Below are 26548 nucleotides of genomic sequence, written 5' to 3'. Positions count from 1 at the left end.
AGGTTTAATACGGTTATTTCCAAGCTTGCTCAAAATCTACTTCTTTAAAACCTAAAGTAACTTTTTTTCCATCTGTCACGATGGGACGTTTAATTAACATGCCATCTGAAGCAAGTAGCTCAAGCTGCTCATCCTCCGTCATTTCTGCTAACTTGTCCTTTAAACCAAGCTCACGATATTTCATGCCTGAGGTATTAAAAAATTTCTTCAAAGGCTGTCCACTAGCTTGCCAAATAGCTGTTAATTCTTCTTTAGTGGGAGGTTGCTCTGCGATATGTACCTCTTCATAGGAAACCTCATGCTCATTTAACCACTTCTGTGCCTTTTTACATGTTGTACATTTCGGATAATGGAAAAATTGAATCGTCATTACAATGCTCCTCTTCTGTCTTTTTCTGTAGTATACCATCATAGTTGTTTTCAATGGTGAACTTCACTCTTTTTTGTAAGTTTATCCACCAGTTGTGCAAATTTATCCGCTCCTTTTACGATTATCCATCTCATATAAAAAAACCTAGCTATCTTTTGCAGATAGCTAGGTTAAATTTGCACTATTAAACAATATATTTTTCAGCATCAATTAATTTAACGGAAGCCTCACGCTTCTTCGCAATTAAATTATATGGATTATTACGCGTTAGCTTACGCAGTGCAGATAATGTCATACGGGCTGCATCGCCATCCGCTGAAGCAAGAATTGTGTCTTTTGCTTCTTTTTCGATTTCTGCGAATGCTTCTTGGCAGAAAATTTGTGTGTATAGCAATTTTTGATGTGCTTTTTCAGCACCGTCACGAGCAATTGCTTTTTCTGTACGTAAGACAGCTGATTCCATTGCAAATAATTGGTTAGCTATATTCGCAATGTTTACCAATACTTCTTGCTCTTGATCAAGCTTTGCACCAAAGCGTTGTGCTGCTAATCCTGCAGCTAATACAGCAATCTTCTTGGCATTTTTCACTAAATATTTTTCTTGTGCTAACGGCTCTGTACCGATATCCTCTGGCATTAGCATAAGCAGCTCTTGCTGTAAATTTTGGGCAACTTGTAATAATGGTAGCTCACCTTTTAGCGCCTTTTTCATAAATGTGCCAGGTACAATCATGCGGTTAATTTCGTTTGTACCTTCAAAAATTCGATTAATACGAGAATCACGGTAAATACGCTCTACCTCATATTCAGCCATAAAGCCATAACCGCCATGAAGTTGTACTGCTTCATCTGCAATATAGTCTAATGTTTCTGAACCGAATACTTTGGCAATAGAGCATTCAATAGCATATTCAGCAATCGCACCTGCAATCACTTTTCCTTGCTTTTGCTCTTCTAGGCTTAATTGGCTTAAGCGATCCTCAAATAGACCCACAGTACGATAGTTTAATGATTCTGAAGCATACAATTGAGAAGCCATCGTTGATAATTTCTCTTTTGTCAGATTGAAATCAGAAAGCTTTGTCTTAAACTGCTGACGTTGGTTTGTATACTGAATAGCTAACTCCAATGCACGTTTCGATCCGCCAATTGTGCCCACGCCTAGTTTATAACGACCAATGTTTAAAATATTGAACGCAATGATATGACCACGACCAATTTCGCCTAATAGATTTTCTACAGGTACTTCCGCATCTTCCAATACCAATGTACGAGTTGATGATGATTTAATCCCCATTTTCTTTTCTTCAGGACCAACTGAAACACCATTGTAGGCACGTTCTACGATAAAGGCAGAGAATTTATCGCCATCAATTTTTGCGTAGACCACAAATACATCAGCAAAGCCTGCATTCGTAATCCACTGTTTTTCACCATTTAAAATATAATGTGTGCCAGCTTCATTTAATTTTGCAGTCGTTTTTGCACCTAGAGCATCTGAACCTGAACCTGGCTCTGTTAATGCATAGGCAGCGATTAATTCACCTGAAGCAAGCTTAGGTAAATATTTTCTCTTTTGATCTTCATTACCGAATAGAACAATTGGTAATGACCCAATACCAACGTGGGCACCATGTGTGATTGAGAAACCACCTGCAACAGACATTTTTTCAGCGATTAAAGCTGAAGAAACTTTGTCTAATCCTAACCCTTCGTATTCTTCAGGCACATCTGCTCCAAGTAAGCCTAATTCGCCTGCACTTTTTAGGAGACGCACTGAATGCTCAAATTCATGGTGCTCTAAATTTTCCACTACTGGTAAAACTTCATTTGTAACGTATTCCTCTGTTGTTTTAGCAATCATTTTATGCTCGTCAGTGAAATCTTCCGGTGTAAATACACGATCTAATTCCACATCTTCAATAAGAAATCCGCCACCTTTAATGAAATCAGTTGTTTTTTCAGTCATGATTAATTCCTCCCAATATATCTTTTTGTTAGTTGATTCCCCTAATGATCATGTATAGAAAAGCTTGACGTATACAATGTTCGGAGGCAACCGTAAACAGTACACCTCAAGCTGATCTAGCAAAAATTATAGAATTTCAAATACGCCAGCAGCACCCATGCCGCCACCAATACACATTGTCACTACGCCATATTTCTTCCCTTGACGCTTCAATTCATGAATTAGCTTTAATGTTAAAATAGCTCCCGTTGCGCCTAGTGGATGACCTAATGCAATCGCTCCACCATTGACATTGACTTTCTCTTGGTCGATGCCTAAATGACGTACCACCTGTAATGACTGTGAAGCAAATGCTTCATTGATTTCCCATACATCAATATCTTCGATGGATAAACCTGCAATTTCCAACGCTTTTGGCACTGCCACGATAGGCCCGATACCCATTACTTCAGGAGGTACACCGCCAACTGCAAAGCCTAGGAATTTTGCCATTGGTGTCAGTCCTTGCTTATCAGCCTCTTCACGATCCATTACTAGTACAGCTGCTGCACCATCAGAAGTTTGAGAGGCATTGCCCGCCGTTACACTGCCTTTTACGTGGAAAGCTGGACGTAGTTTGGCTAAACCTTCAACTGATGTACCTGGACGTACACCTTCATCCATACTGAATGTGAATTTTTTCACTTGTGGTTTATTGTTATCGTCTACGTAATGCTGTTCCACTTCAATTGGTACAATTTCATCATTGAATTTACCTTCTTTAATTGCCTTTTCAGCAAGCTCATGCGAGCGAACAGCAAAAGCATCTTGGTCTTCACGACTAACATTATATTGACGAGCTACTTCCTCAGCTGTATGCCCCATGCCCATATAATACTGTGGAGCCGTTTCTGCTAAAGTCGGATTTAAACGTGGTGTATTCCCTACCATCGGCACCATGCTCATGGATTCTACACCACCAGCAAGAATAGCCTTTGAGTGTCCTAGCATAATTCGCTCTGCTGCATAAGCAATTGCCTGTAAACCTGATGAGCAAAATCTATTGATTGTCAGAGCAGGCGTTGTATCTGGTAATCCAGCTAGTGCCCCAATACTACGTGCTACATTCATTCCTTGCTCTGCTTCTGGCATTGCACAGCCTAAAATTAAATCATCAATTGGCCCTTCATAGCCTGCTCTTTTCAATGTTTCTTTGACTACAACAGCACCAAAATCATCTGGTCTTACTGTTGCTAAAGAACCTTTTTTTGCTTTTCCAATTGGAGTTCGTGCTCCTGCTACAATAACGGCTTCACGCATCGTATTAATCCCCCTTTGTTTCATGTGCAAGATTGATCTATTTCGTCAATTAGTTACGAAGTGGTTTACCTTTTAACAGCATGTGTTGCATTCTCTGCTGTGATAGCGGATCAGCAACAAGACTAAGGAATGCCTCACGCTCTAAGTTCAATAAATATTGCTCATCGACTAATGTGCCGTACGGAACCTTTCCACCTGCAATAACATAAGCTAATTTTTTAGCAATTTTTAAATCATGTTCGCTAATAAAGCCTGACTCAAACATCCCTTGCGCACCGATGAGTAATGTACCATAGCCTGATGCACCGACCACTGGCACTTTTGTTGGTACAGGTGGTTGATAGCCCGCTTCGTAAAGTGCTAATGCAACCTGCTTCGCATCATACAATTGATGATCTGGATTAACTGAAATACCATCCGCAAAGTTTAGGAAATTATTTTCACGTGCTTCCTCACCAGATGTTGAAACCTTCGCCATCGCAATTGTTTCAAATACTTTATTAGCAATATGTTGATAGTCTACCTCTACGCCGTTTGGTAAGCCCTTTAGGAATTTCTGATAGAGCGCTTTATTTCCGCCACCACCTGGGATTAATCCAACCCCTACTTCCACTAAGCCCATATATGTTTCCATTGTTGCTTGAATATGTGCAGCTGGTAAGCAAACCTCTGCTCCTCCGCCTAATGTCATGGCAAACGGTGCTGCTACAACAGGCTTACGTGAATATTTAATTTTCTGCATAGCATCTTGGAATGCTTTAATGACGAAATCTAGCTCAAATATATTATCATCCTGTGCTTCTACCAAAATCATTCCTAGATTTGCCCCAACACAGAAGTTTTTCCCCTGATTACCGATGACTAAGCCCTTATAGTTAGCCTCTACTTCATCTACCGCAAAGTTAATCATTTGAATAATATCCAAGCCGATTGCATTGGATTGCGAATGGAACTCCAGTAATGCAATTCCATCCCCTAAATCTATTAAACTAGCACCTGTGTTTGATTTAATCACACCATGCTTTTTCTTATAACGTTTTAAATTAATCTCTTTTTCATTGACTGGCACTTTCACATATTGTGAACCATTATAGTAAGCTAAATCTCCGTCTAATTCTGTATAGAATGTCTCCACGCCATTTGCTAACATCTCTTTGACAAAAGCAGGTACCTCTCGGCCCTCAGCCTCCATTTTCGCCACAGAGTCTTTTACGCCTATAGCATCCCAAATCTCAAATGGCCCTTGTTGCCAGCCGAATCCCCATTTCATCGCGTTATCAATGGCTACGATATCATCTGCAATCTCCCCATGCAGCTGTGCAGAATAAAGGAGCGTCGGTGCAAAAATCCCCCATAATAGCTCGCCTGTACGATCCTTTGCATAGGTTAACGCCTTCACTTTATTGGCCAATCCACGAGTTTGTTTTGCCATTTCAATAGAAGGTGTTTTTAATTTTTTGGCTGGACTATACGTTAAGGTTGCTGGATCAATCTCATGTATCTCTTTTCCTTGTTTTAAGAAGAAACCTTGACCCGATTTTGCTCCTAGCCAACCGTTTGTGACCATTTTTTGTAAAAATTCAGGTACTGCAAATACTTGCTGCTCCTCACCTGTTGTTTGATCGTAAACATTTTTCGCTACATGAATGAATGTATCTAAACCAACTACATCTAGCGTACGGAAAGTTGCAGACTTTGGACGGCCGATAAGCGGACCTGTTACAGAGTCTACCTCGCCAACAGAGTAACCACCTTTTAACAGAGCATGTGACGTGTTCACCAAACCACACCTCCCGATGCGGCTGTCACGAAAGTTTGGTAGAACTGTTGCATGTACAACTCCTTTACCAAGGACAGTTTCCCCAAACGGTTTAAGCAATCTATAAACTGCACGTCGAGTTGTATTGGCAGGAATCACTTCTAATAATTTTAAATAGCGAGGTGGGTTGAAAAAATGTGTGCCAAGAAAATGCTTTTGAAAATCATCTGAACGTCCCTCTGCCATCGCATTAATGCTAATACCAGATGTATTTGAACTAATGATTGTTCCTGGTGAACGAACCGCATCAATTTTTTCATAAAGACTTTGTTTAATTGGTAAATTTTCTACAACAACCTCAATAATCCAATCTACATCTTTTAGTTTCCCTAGATCGTCTTCAAAGTTGCCAACTGATAGTAGTGATAAATTTTTCTTAGAAGTAAGTGGTGCTGGCTTTTGCTTTAATAACTTTTGCAAAGCTCCGTTTACAATACGATTTCTAACAGCTGGATGCTCTAAAGAAAGGCCTTTTGCTTCTTCCTCTTGCGTCAGTTCCTTCGGTGCTATATCCAATAGTAATGTTGGTATACCGATATTTGCTAAATGTGCTGCAATTCCAGAGCCCATCACCCCAGAACCTAGAACAGCTGCTTTTTTAATGTTKTAAGTCACAAGCAATTCCCCCTTATTCTCCCATTGAATGAATAGCCATTCATTTTTTGGTCAAAAAAATATCAAGTGTTCCTTAGTGAATTTTTTGTCCTTTTGTTGAATGAGATTCCCTCCACTCAACCAAGCACGACTAAGGTTTATCTTCGCTCCAAAATGACACTTCTCAATGAATGAAGATAAAACTACTTTTCTGTTTTTAGTGTAGATTATTTTGTCTAATTTAGCAATCTTTTTTCAAGAATTATTTTTGCAGTATACATCTTTTTTTGTTTTTAACGAGCTAAAAGAGGACAAGAAGTAGCGATTGAAACGGCCAAACAGAAAACTTTCAGATTGCGAGAAAAATGTGTAGAATGGAAAGCAAGGAGAGTGAATACTTAATGAAAACTATTACTACTGCAGAACAATTTAACGAATTAATCGCTGGCGACCAAAAAGTTTTAGTGAAATTTTATGCTGGCTGGTGCCCTGATTGCACACGTATGAATATGTTCATCGATCCAATCATTGAAGAGTACAACCAATATGATTGGTATGAGCTAAACCGAGACGAGCTTCCAGAAATCGCTGATAAGTACGATGTTATGGGAATTCCAAGTCTATTGATTTTCCAAAATGGTGAAAAACTTGCACACTTACATAGTGCAAATGCAAAAACACCTCAGCAAGTAACAGAATTTTTATCTGCTCAACAATAATGGCGAGAGAGCTGCATTTCTTCTTGAAATGCAGCTCTTTTTGAAAGGAGTTTATTATGCGTCAACAATTGGCACTACGAGGGGCTTCACAATATGAGATTTCCATTGCACCAAGCTATCGCAATTCTGCCTGTGGACCTACTACGATTCATGTCATCTTAAAATTTTTAAATGAGTCAACTCCTTCAATTAATGAGCTATATAAACTGCTTGGTGGTACAAAAATTGGCTTATTCAAATGGAGACTKATTCAMAATYTWCKKCAATTGCTTCCAWMTTGGKATATTCGWACATGTTCATTAAAGGAAGCTCTACAGGAAATTGACGCAGGTCGACCAGTTGCTATGCGTTTTGATCGCTATTTTAGTCTTCAGTGGCGTGATAAAAAATCAACCTTTGCTTATCATTGGGTACCGCTTATAGGCTATGAGATAAAAAATGATGAGCTATGGCTAATATTCCATGATAATGGTGGTCCACAACGTGATAGCCAAATTCGTCAGGCTCTCTATAAAGACAACGAAAAGGTATTATCCTTCGTGAAAATGGTTCCTTACTAGAGCAAATATCGATTAGCCTTCTTTTTGCTCTCTATTCTTTTCCTTACAATAAAAAAAGCAGAGCATATGACTATACTCTGCGATGATTGATTAAATAAGCGAATACAAAGAACGGGCATGCTTGGCAATTAGTGTGTAGCCACGCTCTTCTATTGCTTTAAAAATATGTGGTTCGTAAGTTGGTAACACAAGGCTTGTAAAATCAGCGTCAATTGGTACATTGGTTTGAATCGTTGCAAGCTCATGTGATAGCTGCAACATATCTAAATTATCTTGAATTTTTGTTCTTTGACCTGGCTTCAATTCACCGAGTGATGCCAGTATTTTGTCTATTGAGCCATATGTTTGAATAAGCGTTAACGCTTGTTTTGGGCCAATCCCTTTCACACCTGGATAGCCATCACTTGAATCACCCATAAAGGCTTTCACCTGTGCAAACTGTGAAGGTTCAATACAATATTCTTCTTTAAAGCGAGCATGCGTATAAATATCGTACTCTGTATAGCCCTTTTTCATAAACGCAATTTCTGTAGATGGCCTTAAAAGCTGAAGTAAATCCTTATCACCACTAATGACCGTAATGTCTGCCTCGTCCTGCCATTTCGTTATCATGGAGCCAATTAAATCATCTGCCTCCATGCCCTTCACCCCGAAATTTTGCCAACCCATTTGCTGCGATAAATTTTTCGCCATATCAAATTGTGGTAGCATTTCCTCTGGAGGTGCTGGGCGATTCGCTTTATAGCCATCAAATAAATCATTGCGGAATGTATGTGCGCCCATATCCCAGCAAACAGCCATATGTGTTGGCTTCATAATAGTTTGTGCTGTTAGAACATGTCGCACAAATCCTTGGGCCCCATTCGTAGGTGTTCCATCTGCCAAGCGAATAAAATGCCCCATGGCAGCCGAAGCGAAAAAAGAACGGAATAACAGTGCCATACCGTCGACAATCAATAATCTTGGTTTTGTTGTCATCATAAATTTCCTCTCTATTACAATACAAAGTTTGTATTTATTTATTGTTTTCTATTTAAACATTATAGCAAACTTTTAAAATTCAGCATTGTTAATACTCGGAAATACACTTGCTTTACAACATAACCTTCCCTTTTTTCGAGATACGATTGCGATGATCTAGTTGAATGCCTGTCAACCATTGTAAAAATGCAGTTACACCGATTTTAACAGTTTCTGGACGTAGTATACCTTCTTTAGGATCAGCATAAACAAAATCAATATGACGAACACCCTCATTTTCGCCAATAATCTTGAGGATATCGAATAACTCATAAGCCGTTAAACCACCAGGTGAAGCTGCAGGAACATCACAGGCAAATACAATATCAAGTGCATCTAAATCCACAGACACATAAATGCGATCTACTTCATACMTAAGCTGACGCAGCATTTCACGTATTGTGAGTTGAATACCATCACGCCGCATTTGCTTTAACGTAATCATATGAATGCCTTGTTCTTTAGCATAATGAATCATTTCGGGTGAATTGAAAAAGCCATGCAAACCGACATTATAGACATGTCTCCCCTCCACAACCCCTGCTGCAATTAACTGATGAATTGGAGAATCTTGTGCTAAACCAATTTCCTCTTGGTTTCTTGCATCTAAATGCGTGTCAATCTGAATGATGCCAATGCGATCCTGTGGGAAGGCATTTTTTATACCTTTTATGGAGTGCGCTGTAATAGTATGATCTCCCCCAATCAAACAAGTAAAACTTCTTTGAAAGGCTATACTTAAATTTTCTGCAGCAGCCTCGATGGCAGATTCCGAAAGCATTCGATCATTTTCTAGAATCGCCACATCCCCAATATCCACAACTGAAAGGGCACGTAAATTCACCTGCTCATCTAAATTATATGATTGAAAACCTGGCCAAGCCTTACGAAAGGCTGTTGGGTATTGCGCTTTTGACGACGCACCATTGGTATATGATAAAAGCGCTCCATATACGACAATATCCACCTCATTCGGATTCGGATTTGTTTGCTGCTTTATCCACTGATGCATAGCTGATCCATTCTCCTGCTTCCATTGGCATTCTGATTGTATAAACATATTCATCTACCACCTTCTTCTCTTTTCCATTCAAGTTCAATTGACCTAAATCAATTGGTGCTCCCCAGTAAATGTCCTAACATATTTTCTTTATAGTAATAGTACCATTCGTACAATGATTTTCGTCAAAGTTTTWCTTTTTTTCTCTTATATTGAAAATATTCTTTTGATAAACAAAAAAAGCAAACTTGAAATCAGTTTGCTCAGAAATTACATGTTTCTTTTGTTAGGAGATTGTGGCTGTTCTCAACTTTTTGAGTGTTGTTCACCTACCTTGAGCGCTTTGACACTCTTAATAAATGACTTTCTCTCGTTTACAAGCACTTTAATTACTCTTCAGAGAGCAAACCTCTTTTTACCAACTCTTCGTACAGAKAGCTCTTCCATTATTACTTCTGCTGTTTCGAAAGGCTTTCACAAAGTTCTGCTACCTCATACATGGAATAGCTTTGAAAATTATATTGATTACGCAGTTCTTGATGATAACTTAATAGTTCTTCYAGCATCGCCAAATTCTTATCAATATGCTTGCCAAAATTATGAGGATGCCACCATAAATGATAAAAGGCTTGTGCCTGTGCAGCCTTGAGCATGCCTTCCTTTATTCGCTTTACTTTTAAATTTTCGAATATACGCAATGGACTACAGTATGGCCTTAAAAAAGCACTTGATCGAATATTAATCAGTTGCTCCTCTTGCATTTCTTCCAGGGTGGCTATATGATGACCAGTTATATTCCAATAGCTATCTATCCACTTCTTAGCACCTAAAAGTCTTCCCTTTTTCGTAAACTTTTGTGCGTCATATAGCTCATGATTTTCGGTGCCTCTATAGCAAACATATCCCTCTTCTAAACAAGCTGTAAAATAGTCTTTGTTTATTTGATTACGAGGAAAGACAATCGATTTCATAGGCGCAGTATAGCCGTCACTGATTGTTTTGGTTGCATGTAAATCCGCACAAAAGGCAGCTTTCGTTTGGCCCTTCTCCAAGCAATAAAAATGAGAAAAGGTATGACTTCCTATTTCCTGATGTGGTGTACGTTTAATTTCCTCAATTAATGATTTACCAAAATGCAGGAGATCTTCTTGTTCATTTTCGCCAACTTTTGCTAGCTGTGTATGTGCTGCAAAGCGCATATTTTCATATTTCACAGGGATACCTCGCAAATAATGAGCCATTTCTGCCTTTGATTCAGCAAACAATAATCCAACTGTAGCCCAAGTTGCATGGATGTCATATTGCTCAAATAACGCTAGTATCCTGGGCAAGGCTTTACGGACACCATATAGGTTTTTATTGTATTGGCCATAACGAAATACGTCATGGACACCCCAATTCAGCTCAAAATCTAATGAAATAACGAGACCCCCACCATTCATGTTGCTACTTCCTCCATTTTTGCACACCTAGTAAAAGTGCACGTATTTTTGATTGGAWAATGTAGCYTSAGTAAACATGAACAACCTGGCCACCAAAGCTTAATTTAAAGGCTCGTACATTTCGATTGTCCGTTAATTCTCCCATATCATATAAGACAAAACCTTGCTCCTTTAGGTGTAGCAGGTTATGCCAAATTAAAAACCGATTTGCATAACGGAAAGGACGTTTTAATTGTGCAGGCAATGCGGTTGCATGACATGTTGCCTCAAAATAAGACATCGCTTTTTTCTCATGCACAATATCTAATCGATAACATAATGTCTGTCCACAAAAACTCTGGATCTCCGATAATAATAAGGCACCCTGTTCATTGAGGAGCAGAATGGTTTCCATTTGCGACTTGCCGATTGCTTCAATTTTTTTTCTTTTGGCAAATTGATTGTAAAATTGCTGAAAGGCTTTCAAATTTTCTATGGATGGCTCTTTATACAAAATGACTTGATAGGATTCTTTTTGGGCACGTCGTAAGATTTTACGATTACCTTCAGACAGTGCTAAATATAATGAAAGCTCATGCTCTTGCAAATAAATGTGAATCGTTTCGCTTTTTACAAGCTTCCGACTTGGTACTAATGAATGCGTATAGCCCACAACTTTCATAGACTTTCGAAAATTGGCTGGCTTTTCGAGAAAATAAAAATGCTGCATTGCGATATTCCATCGCTTACTTTTAATGGACAGAATGTACATCGCCCCCACTCTCTGTATATTTTTCTACACGGTGTCGCTCAAAACGAGCAAGTTTATAATGTTTCATTCGAGAAATAGGTTTATAGCCTAGTTGTACTAAGCGCTTGCGCTTGCGCCATTGCCAAAAACTTACCGATACCCACAATGTTTGYGCTGGTTTTATTTTCCGKAAMAAAGCTGTAATAATGTCGATTTGTTTGAAAACATCATAGGCTAAAAAATAGGTTTGCTTCGGTAAGGCTTCTACAATTTGCATTGAATCCACTCGCCAGTTTGTGGCATGTAATGCAAACGCCAGCTTATTCGTTTCCGCAAAGGAGTCTTTATAAATCGTATAGCCCTTATAAAGGAGGGCCATGACTTCTTCCTGATCAAGTTGCATCGCTTCCTGAATCGACATTTCTTCAAATAAGTTTCCGACAGGTTGCTGTGGTGATACGTCATCTGATGGGGATAATTCATACAGCTCCACTTGTTTCAAACGAATAAATTTTTCTACGAATTGTTGTCCATATTCTAGCCAATCTTTTACCTTTCCATACTTTACTAAATATCGTAAATGGCCCAGTGTGTTACGCTTCCAATCTACGACTCGTTGGTTCCCTTTCATAAATTCTTTGAGCCTTTGCTTTAACGATAAAAAACCTGCCAGTAGATTTGTACGTTTCGTACCGCTGCTAGCAAGCATCTGTCTTGTAAAATCAATGTCTGAGCGCCAATCAAATTTATAAGACTCATAGCCTATGCTCATATCAYATAAGCGATAGTTAGCAGTAAACGTTCSSTGGATGGCTTCCTGAGTGACTATCCGACCAGCAMCAAAKAAATTAAAAGTTGGCTCATGTGCAAGGGCATAGGTTACATAGCTGCCACGACAGCATAATCCATAGGTAAAAGCAATCCACTGGTTTTCAAAGACAAGTGCATCGACCTCTACCTGTAACGCCTCACCTTTAAGCATCGTTAAACGCTCAAAAAAATCTCTTTTCTTGCCTTTTGTAAAGCCACTTGTATCTAGTTTTTTTGCCCAACGTCGATCAAATAACCGAAACATTTGCCAAAGCTCGTCCTGTGAAGCCTCACGTCTTTCTAAGGAGCCTAAATTTCTTAGTTTTCGTTCTCGTCGATCAACGCCATGCATTTTTCGACGTTGATTGAAATGGCGCTGAAAATCAATTTCTGAAAAAGCAAGATAGGGTGTCACAACTCGGAACAGGCTTGTACGTAATTGTCTTTCTACAAAGTATTGCTCTAAGATCTTAGTAGACACCTTGCTTTCTAATAACCCATGCAAGGAAAAAAGAATATGCCTATGCTTTTTAATGAGCTCATCAAAAACAAAGGTTGTAACTTGCTGTAACCATTCCTTTTTAGCCACAACCCCTGTATAATTGGCGATGTTTTCTCCCGCAAAAGCATACACCCTTACCCCCCAACGAATAGACACTGTAAAAGGAAAAAAGGCCCTAATTGTCCCCTCATGTTCAATGGCGTAAAGCTCTACACGCTCTTTCCGTCCTACAATTTGCCACCAATTATAAAACCAAGCAAATTCTATAAATGGATTATCATTGTTCTCTTCTTCTAAAATGGCATCCCAAATTTCCTTGTACCACATAAGCTCATCATCAGTTCTAATGCGAATTAATTGCAATTTAATCCCCTTTCTTTACTAGTTCTGAAACAGCCTGTTGATAAACCATTAATGTTTTTTGATACATGGGGATGAAGGTGAAGTACTGTAAATAACGCTGCTCACTTGCCGTCCCCATCTCTCCTCTTAAAGGAGCATCCATTAATAATTGATGCAGCCTCTTCTTCAATAATTCATTATTCTCTCGCTCCACTAAAAACCCATTGTCATGATCAATAATAAGCTCTTTCACACCACCTACATTTGTTGCAATAATAGGAAGTCCTACACGCATCGCTTCAATAATCGAAATCGGCAAGCCTTCCCAATCTGATAACAGAACAAATAGGTGGCCTTTCTCAAGATAAGAATGAACGTCTAATTGATTACCTAAAAATGTTACACGATTTGATAATCGATTTTGTTCAACGAAATGTTCTAGAGCTGGACGCAGAGAACCATCTCCAATCAATTGAAGGTGCCAAGGGATATCTGTCAGTTCCGCTAAAGTCTTTAACAGGACATCTTGTCTTTTAGGCACTTCAAAACGAGCAACCATGACAATGACTGGCTGCTCCATGCATATCTTTTCAGTTGTCTTATTTCTCTCGATAGGGTCAATGCCGTTGTGAATAGTCAGCAATTTATGAGCAGGAGCGACCTTTTTCATTAGTGCTAGTTCCCGATCATATTCAGACACTGTAATAATTTTTGTCGTAAATGGCTGAATTGATCTTTCCATCCGTTGATAGAATAGCTTTTTCTTGTAAGGAACACCTTCTGTAAAGCTCCAGCTATGTGCCGTAAAAATAGTTGGAATTTGTAACAACCTACCAACTATGCGACCAATCACACCAGCCTTAGAGGAGTGGGTGGCTATAACATCTGGTTGTAKATGTTTGAAAACGGCTCTTAATTGCCAAAATGCTTGAAGATCTTTCGCTAGATGAATAGCCCGTTGAAGAGCAGATATACTGATAACAGGGATTTTATGCTCTTGTAAGTGCCACAGTGATGGTTGGTAGGAGCCCGTCACTACTGTGACATCATGCCCATCCTGTTTTAAGTGGATAGCAAGTGCCTCCACATGTTTTTGCGCACCTCCAACTTTATCCATTCGTGTAATAAGCTGAACGATCTTCAGTATGGCCACTCCTTATTTTTTAATAAGCACCTGTGCGTGCAACGACAACATAAATTGTCTTCAACAAAATTTGGACATCCAACCAAAAGGAATAATGATCAACGTATTCAATGTCATATGATATTTTTTGTCCATGTGAAATATTCGACCTACCATTAATTTGAGCGAGGCCTGTTAATCCTGGCTTTACCTCCAAACGCCGAGCCTGTAAGGAATTATATGCATTCGTGATCGTTGGTACTTCAGGACGTGGACCTACAATGCTCATATCACCTTTTAACACATTTAAAAGTTGTGGAATTTCATCAATACTGAGTTTTCGAAGAATAGCGCCCACTTTTGTGATGCGTGTATCTTGCTCTGTTTTAAAATAATAATCATCAGGGATACCATCAGCACAAATAGTCGGCATATTGACTGGAACTGCCTGAATACACATTGTTCGTAGCTTCCAAATCACAAAGCGGTGATGATCGAGGCCAGTTCGGATTTGTTTAAAAAAAATGGGGCGACCTGTCGTTATGAGTAAAATGAGGAATATAGCTAGCATTAGAGGAATTGTTATAAAAAGCAAAAATAATGCCCCAATAATATCGAATATTCTTTTGCCGTACTGACCATAGAATGTGAGATTCTGAGCTKTYTGAACKTGCAATACATCATCCTTTGCATTTTTTTAGCACTTAACTCTATATATTCATTTTGAACATTTCTAGAACTATTTTAGAAAAAGTGCTTATTTTATGAAAAAAAGAGTTATATCAGCGTTACTTGCTGAATAACTCTTGCTGTCTTATTATATGCTTGCTTCAAAAATTTGAACATCACATTCAATTACAACATTACCTTTTAATGCTTTACTGATCATACATGTTTGTTCAGCCTTGTGTGCTAAGCGTAGAAGTCTTTTTTCAAGATGTTCTGTTAGCTCTTGCACAATAATAGTCGGTTTATGGACAATTTTTTCATACGTAAAAATGCCATTTTCTACACTAACAAATCCATGGGCCTGCATGGATAATTCCAGTACATCTATTTCTGACMYTTCGAATAAASCAGCTAGTGTAATTAAATAACAGGTTGCAGCTGCCCCTAAAAGCATTTCATCTGGATTTGTACCAATGCCAGGTCCATTCATTTCCCGAGGAATAGAAATTTGTGTTTGCAAATTACTAGCTTGGATATTTCCTGTACCGTTTCTTCCTTCTGACCAAGTTAAGTCCATTGTAAATTTATGCTGAACCATTCTAGATCCTCCTTTATTTGTAAAGCGAAGAAAAATGCCCGCTTACAAACGTAAGACGAGCATTCCATTTATTCAACTGTTACTGTATTTTTTTCTGTGTCAATATGACGACCTTTCTTAGTCACGGTTTGGTACTCTGCAAGACGAGCGGTCGTACGCCAATAGTGATAGACAAGTCGATCAATCCACAGCAAAGTCTCCACTTTCGATACAGCTGTCTCTAACTCTACCACATTTTCAACAGTGTGCTCAAAGTATGCGTTTCGTTTATCACGACGCACCGTAGCCATTTCAGAGGAAGTAACCTCAAGCAAGGTAGCAATCTCAGGTAGACGTTCATCCTCATCAATGATTAGTAGTACTTTTTCCAATACCTCTAACCACTTTTGGGTTAATGTCTCCTGTAATTGAAAGGCATTTGGATGTTGCTCACGTAATGCCTTTGACAAACGATATAAGTGGTCTAAAGCATGTAAAAGGGCAATATGCTTATACCGTTCTTTTTGAGAGGAAGATTGAATAGCATCCATAAATAAACGTGTTTTTTCGATTGCCTCATCTATTTGAGCCAATCTACTGTCTGTTTCAGCTGTGCGTTTTTTTCCTTGAATAAGGGAAACGAGTACTGTCGTCATTTCCTTAGTAATATCTTGCAATGTATTAAAGGATACCTCTACAGCAACTCCAGGTAGTTTGGCAACACTACTATCTAAATTACGAGTTAAATAATTTCCTTTTTCAGGGATCATTTTTTCAATGGCCTTTGCAAAAGGACGAACAAATGGCACAAAGAGTATCGCGCCAATCACACTAAATAATGTATGGAAAACAGCAATGCCGAGTGTTTCATCAAAGCTACCATTGATGGATTTCGTGACAAACTCTGTAAGAGCAAACATAAACCTTGCACCGAATGTCACTAGTATAGCAGTGACTACATTGAACATTACATGTGTCACAGCTGTTCGTTTTGCAGCTGTTGATGCACCAATCGCAGCAAATAACGCTGTAGCTGTCGTCCCGATATTTTGACCAATGACTAAATAAGCAGCCTGTTCAAAATCAATAGCACCTGCATATAAAGCTGTTAAAGTGGCTGCTATTGCAGCACTAGAAGCCTGCATAATAACCGTCATGATAAGACCCAAAACAATTAAAATTAGCTTGCCACTAATAGAATTTGCACTAAATGCATCGAATGGAATTTTATCTTGTACCGCAGCCATTCCTCCCTGAAGAACATCAATACCTAAAAATAATAAGCCAAAACCAGTCACTAGCCCTCCAATTGCTTTGTAATCACGTGGTGCGAGCAATTGGACAAATACACCAAGCGCAATAAAAGGTAGTGACATTGTCTGCATATTGATCTTAAAGCCGATTAATGAAATAATCCAACCAGTACTCGTACTCCCGATATTGGCGCCAATAATAACGCCAATCGATTGGACAAATGTAAGAAGTCCAGCACTGACAAAACCTATCGTAATCAAGGTCGTGGCCGTGGAGGATTGTACAAGCATTGTCATAAATGTACCAGATAGTACCGAGCTAATGGTCCCACCTGTAAAACGATTGAGCCATTTTTTCAAGGCATCTCCTGCCAATTCCTTTAAACCGTTTGTTAGCATCGTCATTCCAAGTAAAAATAAACCTATGCCCCCAAGCACATTGATCAACCTATCAACACTCCCTACTAAAATTGTATCTCTTTTATGAAAGCTCCTTTATAAAGGAGTTTTATTCCCCAAACATTCTTAATAGTACCATTATTAATTTTGAGAAAATAGGGATATTTCCCTGCATTGTACAAAATCATCCATTATTTTACGAAAAACAATGTGATAATTTTTATGGTAGAATAGAATAAATAATTCTTTAGGAGATTTTCAAAATGATTTTAACAAAGCAAGAAGCAATACAAGCACTTAAAAAGAACAAATTCATCGGTTTTACTATTACAACGGGTAATATTATTATGAAAAAGATAAATAAAACCGAGTATAATATTTTTGTTTTCGAAGWAGGAAGAGMRMARCMATTACGYTATGTAGGCTCTATCATGAACGTGATGGCGACAATGAGCGATAAAGCTTCAAAAAAAGATTTTGTGATTGTTGAACAACTACCAGCAGGAAACAGCGATAAAGAAACTCAATCTTCTGAACAAGAAGCAACGACAGAGGAAAAAGTAGCACCACATGAAGAAAAGCCTTTAGTTGAAGGACAAGAAGAAAGCCGTGCGATTGCTGGCTATGAAGGCTTATATGAAATGACGGCAAGTGGTCGAATTATTACAGTAAGAGAAAACCGCCCATTGGCTCGCTGTAATGATGAATATGGCTTCCATATTGCGCGATTAACAAAGGACGGTAAAGCATCTAGCCATAATGTCTTTGAACTTTGGAAACAGACATTCCCAGAGCTGGAGCACACTCTTTTCAAAGGTGCCTTAAAAGCCAAGTATGGTACAGGCTGTAAGCTAATTGATAAACCTGGTATTCATTTTTAATGAAACACCCTCAGCAAATATGCTGAGGGTGTTGTTATTTAGATATCGTATATTTTATACGAGTTCAATATCTTTATAACACTAATTTTAGCTACTTGATGGAAGCCTGCCTGCATGAGCTTTGTTCGTCTGGTTCTCTTATACCAAGGGACTATTGTACAGACTGCTCTCCCTTCCCGCTGCACATCTGCAACGATCTCCTCTAGTCGCAAGCTATCATATTCTTTTATAAACGACATATTGTCTGACAGCTCATAGGAATAGTTAACCGTTTCTTCGGCTACCGTTTGATCGTGTCGCTTATAGATGACATGATCGCTATCTGCAAAGAGTCGATAGCCCTTATAGAAATCTGTAACATTTTTCGCTCGATCCTTCGTTGTCATGATGTCTTTCATTGATAATTCTTGAAATCTCACATTTCCGTTATTCTGTTGTTGCTTTGCAATATAAACATCTAAAATATGAATGGCTAGCATTCGTTGGAACATTTTTGTAAAAGCTCTTAGCCAATCTTTCGTGCTTGCATGCTTCAGAAAATAACGCAGTTCTCCTAATCGGTCTCGCTTTAATTTTACTAGCTGATGATTATTCGTTAATAGCCCTTTTAGGCGATCACGCATGACCATCCATAATCGAATACTACGCTCTTTAACTCCTTTTGTACTCATTACAAACTTCCTAGTAAAATCAATATGTGTATACCATTCAAACTTATATGGCTCATAGCCACTTCCTAAGTCATAATAACGATAGCCAGTTTGATGTGCTCTTAGCATATTCTCTTTTTCAATGAGGCGTCCTGGACCAAATAGATTAAAATCTGGCTCATGGCCCATTGCCTGACAAAAATTGCGCTCTCTACAGCATAGGTCAATTGTAAAAGCAATCCACTGTCCTTCAAATTGTAAGCTATCGACTTCTACGCGAAGCTCCTTACTGTTGGTTTTAGCTAGCTGCTCATAAAATAGACGAGTTTGCTTCTCGGTAAAGCCACTTTTATCAATTTTCTTTTGCCATCTTCTCTTGAATAACGTAAACATGTCTTGTAGATGATTGTGATTCACTTCCTGAAAGACGACATGACCAAGAGACTTTAATTTATTTTCACGCCGTTTAAGGCTTTTGAATTTCTTACGATGCTTCTTTAGAAATGTTTCCATAGGAATGGTGTGGAAATCAATATAAGATGTGACAGTTCGAAAAATCGAATGAGGCATCTGATATTCAATCGCATATTTTTCTAATTCTTGAGAGGTATTTTTACTTTCTAATAATCCATGTAACACGATTAAATAACGCTTATATTTTCGTGAAAACTCCTTCAAAAGAAACGTAATGGAAGGTTCTAACCACTCCTTATCAGCAATCACTTCCATATAGGTCGCAAAACCTTGTCCTAAAAAGCTGAAATAATGGATTGTACCAAATCGTACAGAATGCACTAACGGAAAAAAGGCCACTGCTATACCTTGATGCTCCACTATGTAAATTTTGACATTGTCATGAATCCCGAGCGTTGTCCACCAAGTTGAAATCCATTCATACTCAATAAAAGGGTTATTATTATACTCTTTTTCAAGAATCTCTGACCAAATGCTCCGATAGGGCTCTAACTCTTCGATAGTCGTTATGAGTTTATAAGCTAGCAATGAACTAAATCGCTCCTTTTCATGTGATCATCGCCATACATTTAGTAGCCACTATATTCCTAGCAAGAAAGTATTAGAACATTACACCAACGTAAAAACCCCTCCTTATTAGAAAGGAAGGGCTTCGTTTCATTTACACGTTTACAAGTGATACCTCATCTTTTGTCACTGCATTGGCCATATGTGCTGTCGCCACAAAGCTTAGTGTCATACCAGGCCCAATGGTTGCGCCTGGGCCAGGATACGTTTCCCCCATGATAGACGCTGAACAATTGCCAGAAGCATACAACCCCTCAATGGGTTCGCCATTCTCCTTTATTACACGAGCATATTCGTCTACTACGAGGCCACCTTTTGTGCCGATGTCTCCAGGATATAGACGCAATGCATAGAATGGTGCTTTCTTGATTTCTGCTAAATTTGGATTTGGTAGTGTCGGGTCCCCGTAGTAATTATCGTAGGCACTATCTCCTCGATAAAAATCATCATCATGTCCGTTCCGCGCAAAGTCATTAAAACGATTCACCGTTGCTACTAGGTTCTCCGCTGGCACTTCCATTTGTTTGGCAAGCTCTTCAATCGTTTCCGCACTTTTTGCAACTCCATGCTCAAACCAACTTTTCGGGAATGCCTGTCCTGGGAACAATCCTGTAAAAATATAACGGCTTTTAGCTGAAGCATCAATTAATATCCAGGAAGGAACTGCCTGCTGTGTGACCTCTTGATGCTTATACATCGTATCCACGAATTCATGATATGGAGCCGCTTCATTGACAAAACGTTGCCCTGCACTATCCACTACAATCATATTGGGAACGCCACGATCTGCMACAAGGAAGAATGGATGTCMTTGTGGATCAATAACAGARGGCGCTCCCCATACTTTATCCATTAAATCCAACGTTGCACCAATTTTTACGCCAGGTTCAAGGATGTCACCTGTTTGACCTTCTGGAGAAGAAGTCCATGCAGCATTCGTAGGACTTGGTAAATACTTTTCACGAAGTGTCTGATTATGTGAGAAGCCACCTGATGACAGAACAACACCTTTCTTTGCCTCAATTTTAAGCTCTTGTCCATCTCGTTCCACAATAATTCCAATTACTCTTCCTTTGCCCATTATGAAATCTTTAAAGGCCGTTGATAGCCAAAGCTCACCATTTGCTTCTGCAAGGGAGAGGCGTAAACGTGCAATTAAAGCTTCTCCTAAGGCTACTGGATCGCTCTTAGTCACCTTTGACTTGACTAAACGCGCCCCTAATTTCAGTGCAGTAGTTTTACCTTTTAGCGTCCGGGTAATCATATTCACTTTATGAAACTCGTAGCTATTCATCGTGAAGCCTTTTGTTGATAGAGTTGCACGACGCATAGAATTTGCTAAAGAGCCCATTTTTGTTAAATCGAAAATAAGTGGTTCAATGGAGCGTCCCTGTGACAACCCACCTGGTTTTTCTGGATAATAATCCGAGTAGCCTTTTGCATATTGGAAGCGCATATGCTTTGTTTTATTGTATAAAAAGCGTAACATTTCAGGCCCTCTCGTAATATAAGTTTCCTTTAGCTCTTCTGGCACACGATCACCGATTGTTGAATCTAGATATTGGCGTGCAAGTTCATGTGTATCTGGGACACCTGCACCTTTAATGATATGATTATTAGGAATCCATAAAGCACCACCTGAAATAGCAGAAGCACCACCATAGCAATCTGTTTTTTCTATCACTAATGATTTCATTCCTTGTAACTTTGCTGTTAAACCTGCTGTCAATCCCGCTGCACCAGAGCCTACTACTACTACATCATAACTAGCATCCCATTTCATTCAACCATTCCTCCCTATATGAGCTAAATCGATGAATCTGTCCTTTCTATTAAAAAGTATAGAATTAAACCAATATTCAGTCAATTTAAACCATTCCCTATATTTCCACAAAAAAAGGAGCATACTCACTCGATTTCAGGTTTTAGAATCAACTTTATATAGTTATCTTCCCGTCCACAAATTATTTCATAGGCTACTTGCTTCTTCTAATGGCAATTGATATGTAATGGTACGATACATTAAAAGGCAAGAGGACACAGTCACCCTTTTTCACTTTTGTCACATGCTCTTACCTATTACATAATTCTTATGTGAAAGAATAGCGCCTTGGTAAATATGCAAATCAGTTCCACGAATAGCAGTAGAAGTGATTTTCACAATAATATCGTCCTTCTTTTAACAGTTGGACCATCTAATATCTTTATTTCCATGATAGGTTACAGCCTTCACGACAACACTCCCTTTGCATAGTATCATCACAACAAGCATATATTTTCGACTCTATTCTTTCCTTCGCTAACCTGCAGTATGCACATCTTTGTCATTATCGTTTTTATGCAGGCAATTCAATGTCAAGCATATTCATTTCTACTTAGCATATAGTTTGAAAAAGGCATTAAGTTGATGATAGGGCGGAGGAATTTTACAGGTGAGTGCAATGATACTTGGCGGTTTTCTATTTTTCAGTGTGAGCATTGGGGGCGCGATTGCCTGGATTTTCTCTAAGCTATTTCAGCATACGACACAGGGGTTATCATTATTGTGCGGAGGTTTTTTAGTAGGCTTACTTGTGCTAGATATCATCCCTTCTTCCTTTCAAATCTATCAATCATTTGGGATTATATTAGGTATTTTTATTGGTTATTTCATCTTCCAACTACTAGATACCTTATTTCATGCTTCTCATGCACAGAATCCCTCTGTCTCTCTATTAACACTAGCTATGATTATCCATACAATACCTATTAGTCTCACTGTTGGAAATTTACTTGGAAATGCTGCATTAAGTATTTCTCTCACAGCCTCCATTATTCTCCACCATGTTCCAGAGGGATTTGCATTATCTACTGCACTCATCTCTCAAGGTGAAAGGCTTTGGAGACTTTTCATTTATTTCTTCATCTTCTCTATTTTCTTTAGTATTTTCATCTGGTTTGGTCAGTATTGGGCTTTACCAGACAAAGCACAAGGGATCTTAATGGGCATTTCGATAGGATTGATTGCTACAGCTAGTATTTCTGAATTCATTTTGCATCAGCTACAGAAAGTCTCATTTAAAGCATTTTTTATGTATCTCTTTCTAGGTTATTTCCTAAGCTATATTTTCCATATACTTGTTGAATAACAAAGGGATGTCTCCGCGCATGAGACATCCCTTTCCTCTTTTATTCTTCTTCACTAACTAGCATTAAAGTAAGCGTTAAAATTTTAGAAACCTCTGCCCGAGTAAGATTACCTTTTGGGTTAAACTTACCATTCGTACCATTTAAAATACCTAGATGTTGCAATAGACCGATAGCCTCTACTGTTTCTTGACGCATTTGATTTTTATCTGTGAATGAWTTGTTTTTGCTCACTTGCGCAACATTCHCTTCCATACCTTCTAAATACCTAGCAGTAATATAGGCCATTTCCTCTCGTGTAACGGGCTTTTTCGGCTCAAATTTTTCACCATTGAAAATATCGATTAAGCCATACTCCTCAAGAATCGCTACCTCCTTAGCACCCCAGAAACCACTAAGATCAGTATAAGAAGCAGGACCCTCATAATCTTCATTCACATTTAAGCCAGATGCACGGAAAATAATAGCCGCCAGTTCTCCACGCGTCACTTGTCCATTTGGATTAAACATAGTAGCCGTTGTCCCATTAATGATATCTGTTTGATATAGTAACTGAATATAGCTTTCAGCCCAATGACCAATAGCATCCTTGAAATATCCACCTGCTTTTAACTCAACGTCGGCACGAGCAAATACCTGTACCATATCATTTAAATCCTCTGCACTAACTGCTTCCCATTTGCCAGCTGTATATACCTCACTCTTATAGCCATTACTAGTTTGTGTAATTTTTATTTGAATCGCAGGCCCAAATAACTTCTTCAGTTCTTCATAGTTTTCCTTAAACTCTTTTTCTCCCTCTGGATAGAGGTTTGTACCATCTTTGTACGATTGAAGAATCGCCTCTAATGAAATTTTTACTGTAATACTATTTTTTGTTGTAACAATCGACACTTCGTTATTTTCAAAGCCTATTTTAGATAACAAAAGCATTTTATAAATATCTTGATAGGGCATGGCTTGTAACTGACTAGTGGCTGCAACATTCTGCTTTGGATGGATTATATTTGCCACATTTACTACATCCTGTGCATACGCCTGTCCACCACCCCCTGTAAAACATGCAATACTCAGTGCACCAGCTAACATTATTTTCTTCACTGTTTTTCCCCCTTCAATTCATAGATTCAGTGTACTAAAACAACAGTTTATAAATCTATAAAAATATGGGAATTAAACAATAATTATATAAAAGACCCATTTTTAACACATTATAATTTTCCTATTTTGCTTTTGAGTTTGAAACTAGTTTAACAGAAAGACAAATTACTTAATGCTATCTACAACAATTACATATGTAATTAGATTTATCTCTTAAATGAGGGCAGCTTAAAGGCTGTTCTTTGTTATATTTCTTTTACACTGGGTACATACTTGAAATGAAACTTCTTTCAGAGAACTTTATATTTATATAATATCAGAGGCTTTCATTTGATTTTTATTCAACGGTAGAAGTAGTATGGAGTTGTAACGAAGGATTCTCTACATATCCATACTATTATATTAATGTAACAATTCCAAAGGAGGAATTTCGATGAATTATCAAAACATTACGGTTGCAGGTAGTGGTGTATTAGGAAGCCAAATTGCTTATCAATCTGCTTTCAAAGGTTTTAATGTAACAGTGTATGACATTAACGATGAGGCATTAAAAAATGCACAGGATCGTATTACAAAATTAAAACCATTTTATCAACAAGATTTAGGCGCTACACAAGAAGAAGTGGATGCAGCCTATGCACGTCTTACTTTTAATAGTGACTTGGCGCAAGCAGTTGCCAATGCTGATCTTGTTATAGAAGCAATCCCTGAAGTTGTGAGCATCAAAACAGAATTTTACACGAATCTTGGAAAAGTAGCACCAGCAAAAACAATTTTTGCAACAAACTCGTCTACTTTACTACCAAGCCAATTTGCTGAAGCAACTGGCCGTCCTGATAAATTTTTAGCTCTTCACTTTGCTAATACAATTTGGAAAAACAATACTGCGGAAATTATGAAACACCCTGGTACAGATATGAAAGTATTTGATGAAGTGATTGAATTTGCACGCGCCATTGGCATGGTACCACTACCATTGCATAAAGAGCAACCTGGCTATATTTTAAACTCATTACTAGTTCCGTTTTTAGATGCAGCTGAATCTTTACTTGTAAAAGAAGTGGCCGATCCAGAAACAATTGATAAAACATGGATGATTGGTACAGGCGCTCCACTTGGACCATTTGCTATTCTAGACATCGTTGGCATTAACACTGCCTATAACATTGTGGAAGCGAAAGCAACTGCCACTGGTGATGAAAACATGAAAAAATTAGCTAACCTCTTAAAAACAGAGTACATCGAAAAAGGCAAATTGGGCCGCGCAACAGGTGAAGGCTTCTACACATATCCAAATCCAAGCTTTGCAAAACCAGATTTCTTAAAGGGTTAATGATTAAAAAGAGCAATTGTCCTTCTTAAAAGGGCATTGCTCTTTTTTTATCATACAAAAAAATTCCAAAAACTAGGTGTGTTTTCAAATTCCTTCGTTGTCAGCTTTTCAATAATTTTCAGCTTAATCTCCTGCTCTAAGTCTTCTCTATCCTGGTAACTTGTTTGATGAAGACACTGCTTAATTTTTGGCGTAAAATTTTCAATAATTATTAGCATCTCCTCATTCATATTGTTCTGCATTGACTAAATCTCCTCCTTTCTAATAATATGATGAAGCTTCTTTAAAGCTTTTCGATGCAGGTTGGATATATTCTGTGGTGTTGTTTTTAATGTTTCAGCGATTACTTTTATAGAATAGTCTTTGACATAAATCATTTCTAAAATTTGCAGTTGCTTGTCTGTTAATTTTTGCAAGCCTTTAAAGAGCTGTTCATTTTAAATTTTTTCTAATAATCCTTATTCTTCGCTCTCTTCGTCTCTTGTACCATCGTCCATTAGACCACTATCTACGACTAATAAAAAGCGATTTTGCAATCTTCTCTTTTTTTTATCGAAATCCAAGCTAAAGAAATAAATTAAATTGCTGATATATTTTATTTTCTGTACCCTTTGATAATGAGCTTGAAATGTTTCATCAACCATTTTCAAATTACAATCATTGGGATGTAAGATTGCATGTTGTACCAAATAAAGATTTTGTGCATCTGCCAAAAAACTCCTGATAATTGGGTTTTTAACCTGTTCTCTATTTCTGTAAAAAAACTCTTCTATTATTTTGTACTCATTACACATTCGCATCACTCCTATATATTCGCCTTCTTGTTCTTTAAAGTGAATATCATATATCTATTATAAACCAAAAACAGAACAAATGTTCCCTGTTTTATTCATTCATATTGATTTTATTAATCGTACGTTCACTTTTCATAACTGTAAGCATCACAATAATGAGGGAGGAAGATGTTATGATACCAATTGAAACTATACAAATGTGGGTTCACCTAATAGGTAATTCAGGTTTCCCTATTGCCATTACCATCTATCTCTTTATGCGTTTTGAGAAGAAAATAGAAAATTTGGAAGCAATCATCTTGAAATTGTTAGATAAAAGGGAAAATTAATAAGCCTATAAAAAAATTTACGGCAGCATCCTTTAAAAAGGATGCTGCCGTGTGACTTAAAGATGCTTCTGCATACCATATATGTAATAACAAATA

25 protein-coding genes and 1 pseudogene are annotated in these 26548 nt (G+C 38.1%); 6 read left to right on the top strand and 20 right to left on the bottom strand.

Annotated features, from left to right (window positions below; genetic code table 11):
- Positions 1-13 precede the first annotated feature (13 nt).
- From ACHZEU_RS18465 to ACHZEU_RS18450, 4 genes are all read right to left on the bottom strand, one after another.
- Entirely contained in the window at positions 14-370 is a 357-nt protein-coding gene (locus ACHZEU_RS18465; protein ID WP_004228225.1) for an arsenate reductase family protein, read from the bottom strand.
- 184 nt (positions 371-554) lie between these two features.
- Positions 555-2339 carry an acyl-CoA dehydrogenase family protein gene (locus ACHZEU_RS18460; protein WP_066037171.1) on the bottom strand — a complete coding sequence of 595 codons (1785 nt, stop codon included), beginning with the start codon at positions 2337-2339 and terminating at the stop codon, positions 555-557.
- A 126-nt stretch (positions 2340-2465) separates the two neighbouring features.
- A complete protein-coding gene (locus tag ACHZEU_RS18455) occupies positions 2466-3638 on the bottom strand; it encodes an acetyl-CoA C-acetyltransferase (RefSeq protein WP_066037170.1) in 1173 nt (390 codons plus the stop codon).
- Between the two features lie 49 nt (positions 3639-3687).
- Positions 3688-6072, bottom strand: a complete 2385-nt coding sequence (locus ACHZEU_RS18450; RefSeq protein WP_404803619.1) for a 3-hydroxyacyl-CoA dehydrogenase/enoyl-CoA hydratase family protein — start codon at positions 6070-6072, stop codon at positions 3688-3690.
- 380 nt (positions 6073-6452) lie between these two features.
- On the opposite strand from ACHZEU_RS18450, the gene ACHZEU_RS18445 reads away from it, so the two are divergent.
- Complete coding sequence (locus tag ACHZEU_RS18445; protein WP_036078646.1) at positions 6453-6770, top strand: thioredoxin family protein; 318 nt, start codon at positions 6453-6455, stop codon at positions 6768-6770.
- A 56-nt stretch (positions 6771-6826) separates the two neighbouring features.
- A complete protein-coding gene (locus tag ACHZEU_RS18440) occupies positions 6827-7330 on the top strand; it encodes a C39 family peptidase (protein WP_404803618.1) in 504 nt (167 codons plus the stop codon).
- A 90-nt stretch (positions 7331-7420) separates the two neighbouring features.
- Here the strand turns inward: ACHZEU_RS18440 and ACHZEU_RS18435 are convergent, their stop codons facing one another.
- The 9 genes from ACHZEU_RS18435 to ACHZEU_RS18395 all read right to left on the bottom strand — a co-directional run bounded on the left by ACHZEU_RS18435 (position 7421) and on the right by ACHZEU_RS18395 (position 17236).
- Positions 7421-8308 carry a 5'-3' exonuclease gene (locus tag ACHZEU_RS18435; RefSeq protein WP_004228212.1) on the bottom strand — a complete coding sequence of 296 codons (888 nt, stop codon included), beginning with the start codon at positions 8306-8308 and terminating at the stop codon, positions 7421-7423.
- Positions 8309-8423: 115 nt separating this feature from the next.
- Positions 8424-9410, bottom strand: coding sequence for an agmatinase family protein (locus ACHZEU_RS18430; RefSeq protein ID WP_404803617.1), 987 nt, complete (start codon positions 9408-9410; stop codon positions 8424-8426).
- Positions 9411-9799: 389 nt separating this feature from the next.
- Positions 9800-10792, bottom strand: a complete 993-nt coding sequence (locus ACHZEU_RS18425) for a polysaccharide deacetylase family protein (RefSeq protein WP_404803616.1) — start codon at positions 10790-10792, stop codon at positions 9800-9802.
- Positions 10793-10796: 4 nt separating this feature from the next.
- The gene (locus ACHZEU_RS18420) at positions 10797-11543 is read right to left on the bottom strand and encodes a hypothetical protein (protein WP_404804602.1); all 747 of its coding nucleotides are present in this window, start codon (positions 11541-11543) and stop codon (positions 10797-10799) included.
- Positions 11524-13197: a GNAT family N-acetyltransferase gene (locus ACHZEU_RS18415; protein ID WP_404803615.1), complete on the bottom strand. Its 1674-nt coding sequence runs from the start codon at positions 13195-13197 to the stop codon at positions 11524-11526. Before ACHZEU_RS18415 ends, ACHZEU_RS18420 begins: the two co-directional genes overlap by 20 nt.
- A gap of 1 nt (position 13198) precedes the next feature.
- Positions 13199-14293: a glycosyltransferase family 4 protein gene (locus ACHZEU_RS18410; RefSeq protein ID WP_404803614.1), complete on the bottom strand. Its 1095-nt coding sequence runs from the start codon at positions 14291-14293 to the stop codon at positions 13199-13201.
- Between the two features lie 46 nt (positions 14294-14339).
- On the bottom strand, positions 14340-14975 hold the full coding sequence (locus ACHZEU_RS18405) for a sugar transferase (RefSeq protein WP_404803613.1): 636 nt from the start codon (positions 14973-14975) through the stop codon (positions 14340-14342).
- A 141-nt stretch (positions 14976-15116) separates the two neighbouring features.
- A complete protein-coding gene (locus tag ACHZEU_RS18400; RefSeq protein WP_404803612.1) occupies positions 15117-15566 on the bottom strand; it encodes an SACOL1771 family peroxiredoxin in 450 nt (149 codons plus the stop codon).
- 68 nt (positions 15567-15634) lie between these two features.
- Positions 15635-17236 (bottom strand): Na/Pi cotransporter family protein, encoded by a 1602-nt coding sequence (locus tag ACHZEU_RS18395; protein ID WP_233732847.1) that lies wholly within the window; start codon positions 17234-17236, stop codon positions 15635-15637.
- A gap of 224 nt (positions 17237-17460) precedes the next feature.
- Here ACHZEU_RS18395 and ACHZEU_RS18390 point away from each other — a divergent pair, with 224 nt between their 5' ends.
- Positions 17461-18078, top strand: a complete 618-nt coding sequence (locus ACHZEU_RS18390; RefSeq protein WP_404803611.1) for a 3-ketosteroid-delta-1-dehydrogenase — start codon at positions 17461-17463, stop codon at positions 18076-18078.
- Positions 18079-18116: 38 nt separating this feature from the next.
- Here the strand turns inward: ACHZEU_RS18390 and ACHZEU_RS18385 are convergent, their stop codons facing one another.
- The 3 genes and pseudogenes from ACHZEU_RS18385 to ACHZEU_RS18375 form a co-directional block, all read right to left on the bottom strand.
- Positions 18117-19730 carry a GNAT family N-acetyltransferase gene (locus tag ACHZEU_RS18385; RefSeq protein WP_404803610.1) on the bottom strand — a complete coding sequence of 538 codons (1614 nt, stop codon included), beginning with the start codon at positions 19728-19730 and terminating at the stop codon, positions 18117-18119.
- A 133-nt stretch (positions 19731-19863) separates the two neighbouring features.
- A complete protein-coding gene (locus ACHZEU_RS18380; protein ID WP_404803609.1) occupies positions 19864-21552 on the bottom strand; it encodes an FAD-binding protein in 1689 nt (562 codons plus the stop codon).
- Positions 21553-21784: 232 nt separating this feature from the next.
- A pseudogene (locus ACHZEU_RS18375) lies at positions 21785-22002 on the bottom strand (glutathione-dependent formaldehyde dehydrogenase); the annotation flags it as partial.
- A 208-nt stretch (positions 22003-22210) separates the two neighbouring features.
- Between ACHZEU_RS18375 and ACHZEU_RS18370 the strand changes: the two are divergent.
- Positions 22211-22897: a zinc transporter family protein gene (locus tag ACHZEU_RS18370; protein ID WP_231595704.1), complete on the top strand. Its 687-nt coding sequence runs from the start codon at positions 22211-22213 to the stop codon at positions 22895-22897.
- 40 nt (positions 22898-22937) lie between these two features.
- Here ACHZEU_RS18370 and ACHZEU_RS18365 read toward each other — a convergent pair whose 3' ends face one another.
- A complete protein-coding gene (locus tag ACHZEU_RS18365; protein ID WP_404803608.1) occupies positions 22938-23996 on the bottom strand; it encodes an S-layer homology domain-containing protein in 1059 nt (352 codons plus the stop codon).
- 433 nt (positions 23997-24429) lie between these two features.
- Here ACHZEU_RS18365 and ACHZEU_RS18360 point away from each other — a divergent pair, with 433 nt between their 5' ends.
- Positions 24430-25329, top strand: a complete 900-nt coding sequence (locus ACHZEU_RS18360; RefSeq protein ID WP_054549488.1) for a 3-hydroxyacyl-CoA dehydrogenase — start codon at positions 24430-24432, stop codon at positions 25327-25329.
- Between the two features lie 50 nt (positions 25330-25379).
- Here ACHZEU_RS18360 and ACHZEU_RS18355 read toward each other — a convergent pair whose 3' ends face one another.
- The 3 genes from ACHZEU_RS18355 to ACHZEU_RS18345 are packed head-to-tail and all read right to left on the bottom strand — an operon-like array spanning position 25380 to position 26123.
- Positions 25380-25571 (bottom strand): hypothetical protein, encoded by a 192-nt coding sequence (locus ACHZEU_RS18355; protein ID WP_004228187.1) that lies wholly within the window; start codon positions 25569-25571, stop codon positions 25380-25382.
- Positions 25572-25574: 3 nt separating this feature from the next.
- Positions 25575-25745, bottom strand: coding sequence for an RNA polymerase sigma factor (locus tag ACHZEU_RS18350; RefSeq protein ID WP_404803607.1), 171 nt, complete (start codon positions 25743-25745; stop codon positions 25575-25577).
- A gap of 42 nt (positions 25746-25787) precedes the next feature.
- Positions 25788-26123, bottom strand: coding sequence for a hypothetical protein (locus tag ACHZEU_RS18345; protein WP_404803606.1), 336 nt, complete (start codon positions 26121-26123; stop codon positions 25788-25790).
- A gap of 173 nt (positions 26124-26296) precedes the next feature.
- Between ACHZEU_RS18345 and ACHZEU_RS18340 the strand changes: the two genes are divergently transcribed.
- Entirely contained in the window at positions 26297-26452 is a 156-nt protein-coding gene (locus ACHZEU_RS18340) for a YvrJ family protein (RefSeq protein WP_082148167.1), read from the top strand.
- The last annotated feature ends 96 nt before the right edge of the window (positions 26453-26548 follow it).

This window comes from Lysinibacillus sp. S1 (genome assembly GCF_044986265.1).
Taxonomy (GTDB): Bacteria; Bacillota; Bacilli; order Bacillales_A; family Planococcaceae; genus Lysinibacillus; species Lysinibacillus capsici.
This window is presented reverse-complemented; position numbering and strand designations above follow the sequence as displayed.